The 3,725-nt window shown below is 66.8% G+C and carries 3 protein-coding genes and 1 pseudogene; 3 read left to right on the forward strand and 1 reads right to left on the reverse strand.

All coding sequences use genetic code 11. The features are described from left to right. Positions 1 to 562 (reverse strand): Gfo/Idh/MocA family protein (locus tag PGX04_RS29940; RefSeq protein WP_273741824.1); only part of this gene is annotated, 562 nt, incomplete at its 3' end. Positions 563 to 766: 204 nt separating this feature from the next. Between PGX04_RS29940 and nadA the strand changes: the two genes are divergently transcribed. The 3 genes and pseudogenes from nadA to PGX04_RS29955 form a co-directional block, all read left to right on the forward strand. Further along, positions 767 to 1,900 carry a quinolinate synthase NadA gene (nadA, locus tag PGX04_RS29945; RefSeq protein WP_273741825.1) on the forward strand — a complete coding sequence of 378 codons (1,134 nt, stop codon included), beginning with the start codon at positions 767 to 769 and terminating at the stop codon, positions 1,898 to 1,900. 2 nt (positions 1,901 to 1,902) lie between these two features. After that, complete coding sequence (locus tag PGX04_RS29950) at positions 1,903 to 3,441, forward strand: L-aspartate oxidase (RefSeq protein WP_273741826.1); 1,539 nt, start codon at positions 1,903 to 1,905, stop codon at positions 3,439 to 3,441. Between the two features lies 1 nt (position 3,442). Further along, a pseudogene (locus tag PGX04_RS29955) lies at positions 3,443 to 3,725 on the forward strand (carboxylating nicotinate-nucleotide diphosphorylase); the annotation flags it as partial.

Consider the following 3,725-nt stretch of genomic DNA (forward strand, 5'->3'; position numbering starts at 1 on the left):
TGTCGGGGCCCGCGTGCTCGAGCAGCGGGTGGGAGAAGCCGCCGTGGACCTGCACGACGTCGCCGATCACGTCCTCGCGGACGAGTTCACGCGTGCGCCGGACCGTCGGCTCGGTCTGGAGCCGGTAGGCCGTCATCAGCGTCACGTCGGCGTCGGCACAGGCGTCGACGACAGCTCGAGCTCGCTCGGCGGTGGTCTCGAGGGGCTTCTCACAGATTACGTGCTTCCCGAACCCGGCCGCTGCGGTCGCGTACTGCCCGTGAAACGCGTTCGGTGCCGCGACGTAGATCCCGTCGTAGGCGTCGATCCGATCGCCCGCGAGGAACCCGTCGTAGTCGATGATGTGGTCGACGTCGTACTCCTCGGCGACGGCCGCCGCGCGATCCGGCGAACTCGTGACCAACATCGTCGTTTCACAGTAGTTTCCGGCCGCGATCGCGGGGAGCGCGCGCTGCCGTGCGAAGCCGCCGATTCCGATGACGGCGAGTCGAACCGTTCCCTCGACCGATTCGTGCTCCCAGTCTCGCCGCGTGAAGTGCGAGAAGGCGTCCTCGAGTGCCATACCACTGGTAGGGGCCCCACGGGAAAGACGCCAGTGCACGGCCGAGTGACAGTCACGAATACGGACCGATCGATACCGGCGAACAACTGACGTTCCATTTTCGATCGTTGTATACCTCGATGGTATTCCCCCGGATTCCTTGTTCGAAGGAAAAAGTTATTCAATAGCCGCCTGTGATATGTGATCAACCACAGGTGACGGAAGATGGTAAAAATGGAAACAGCGGCGTTGGAAACCGATCTGAGTCTGTTCAAATACGACACCCTCGAGCAGCTCCCGTCCCGATACCGGGACCTCGAGGCCGAGGAGCGGACCGACCGTATCGAGGCGGCGCTCGAGAAACTCGGCGACGACGTGGTGATTCTGGGGCACAACTACCAGCGACGCGAGATCGTCGAGCACGCCGATTTCATCGGGGACTCCTACCAGCTTTCGACGGAGGCGGCGAACGCTGACGCGGAGTACGTGATCTTCGGCGGCGTGACGTTCATGGCCGAGAGCGCGGACATCATCACGGACGACGACCAGTCGGTGATCCTCCCGAGCATGGAGGCGTCGTGTCCGATGGCCGGGATGGCCGAGGCCCTGCAGGTCGACAGCGCGTGGGCCGAGATCACGGCCGCCGCGCCCGACGCGAACATCATCCCGATCACCTACATGAACTCCTACGCGGATCTGAAGGCGTTCTGTGCGAGTCAGGGCGGGCTCGTCTGCACTTCGTCGAACGCGCACAAGGCGTTCGAGTACGCCTTCGAGCGGGGCGACAAGGTGCTGTTCCTCCCCGACAAGCACCTCGGGGAGAACACCGCCCACCGGCTCGGCATGGAAGACGAGATCGCCGAGTGGGACCCGTGGGATCCCGCGGGGAAGGACGCCGAAGAGGTCGCCGAGAGCGATATCATCCTCTGGGACGGCTACTGTCAGGTCCACGAGCGGTTCCGCGAGGGACATATCGAACAGATCCGCGAGGAAAACCCCGGTGCGAAGGTCATCGTCCACCCCGAGTGTCGCCGCGAGGTCGTCGAAGCCGCGGACGTGGCCGGCTCGACGGCGACGATCTGCGAGACCGTCGCGAACGCCGACCCCGGCGACACGTGGGCCATCGGCACCGAAATCCACCTCACGAATCACCTCCAGCGCTGGCACCCCGAGGTGAACGTCCTCCCGCTCTGCGGCGACGCCTGCATGGACTGCAACGCCATGCGGCAGATCGACCCCAACTACCTCGCGTGGGTGCTCGAGGAACTCGTCAAGGGTCGCGAACACAACGTGATCGAGGTCGCGCCCGAGGAGAAGGAACTCGCGGGCGTCGCGCTCGATCGGATGCTCGAGATCTGATCATGACCGAGACGAACACCGGAACGGAACCGACGACCGACGGCGAGACCGCGGACGTGCTCGTCGTCGGCAGCGGCATCGCTGGTTGTTCAGCCGCGCTCGCGGCCGCACGCGAGGGCGCTGACGTGCTCCTCCTGACGAAAGCGACGAAACCCGACGACGCCAGCACCGACTGGGCGCAGGGCGGTATCTCGACGACTCGAGGGGATCCCGAGAGCCTCAAGCGGGACATCATCGACGCCAGCGACGGCACTGCCGATCCCGACGCCGTCGATGCGCTCGTCGAAACCGCCGACGACGCCGTCGAGGACGTGCTCGTCGACACCCTCGAGGTCGGGTTCGACGAGGGCGACGACGGTTCGTTCGACTACACGCGCGAGGCCGCGCACTCGGCGTCCCGCATCCTCCACGTCGACGCCGCGACGGGGACGCACATCCTGCGGCCGTTCCTGCACTATCTCGACGACCACGAGCGGATCGAGGTGCGTCAGGACACCGCCGCGCTCGAACTGATCACCGCCGAGGGACGCGTCCACGGCGTGGTGAGCGACGAAGCGCCGAACGGCCATCCCATCTACGCAGGCGCGACGATCCTCGCAACGGGTGGTATCGGCGCGCTCTACGGCCGGTCGACCAACCCCGACGACGCGACCGGCGACGGCATCGCGATGGCCGCGCTCGCGGGCGCGGACGTCGAGGACATGGAGTACGTCCAGTTTCACCCCACGGCCTACGCCGGCGACGATCCCTTCCTCCTATCGGAAGCGCTCCGTGGCGAGGGTGCAGTACTGCGCAACGGAGACGGCGAGCGGTTCATGGAGGAGAACCACCCGCAGGGCGACCTCGCGCCGCGAGACGTGGTCGCCCGCGCGGTCGAGACGGAACGAGAGGAGACCGGCGAAGTCGTGCTGGACGTGAGCCCGCTCGAGTTCGCGGCCGACTATCCCGGTATCGCTGCAACGTGTCGCGATCGCGGTATCGAGGGCGACGAGATTCCGGTCGCCCCGTGCGAACACTTCCTGTGTGGCGGCATCGACGTCGACGAGGTGGGCCGCACCTCACTCGATCGGCTCTACGCCGTCGGCGAGTGCGCCCGGACCGGCGTTCACGGCGCGAACCGGCTGGCGAGTACCAGCCTGCTCGAGGGGCTGGTCTGGGGCCTGCGGGCCGGCGAAGACGCGGTCGGATTCGATCCGGAGCCGGTCGAGGCGCCCGAACTCCGGAACCGGGATCCCGACCTCCCCGAGCGCTTCGCTGCCGAGAAGTTCACTCGATTGACCCAGACGATGGACGAGTATCTGGGCCTCGAGCGCGATCCCGAGGAGATCGCCCGTGCGAGCGCCGTCCTCCGGCGGCTCAAGGGCGAGGTCGACGCCTACATTCGGACCCGGACGGCGCGGGACCTCTACGAACTTCGAAACGCCAGCGTCACCGCGCTGTTGATCGCGCGGGCGGCCGGCGAGAACACCGAGTCGGTGGGCTGTCACTACGTCGCAACCGACGCCGACGAGTCGACGGCCGAACCGACGGCGAACGACTGAGATGATCACCGACGCACAAATCGAACGCTGGCTGCGCGAGGACGTCGGCCACCACGACGTGACGAATCAGGTGCCCGGCGAGACGACCGGTCGGCTCGTCTCGAAGGAACCGGGCGTCGTCGCCGGAATCGAGGCCGCAGCGGCCGTCTTCGACTATCTGGACGTGGCCGTAACCGATCGCCTCGAGGGCGGGAGCGACGTCGAACCGGGCGACGAACTGCTCCGGATCGAGGGGGCCACGCGGGCGGTGCTCCGCGGCGAGCGCGTCGCGGTCAACCTCGCTG

This window comes from Natrinema soli, from assembly GCF_028618695.1.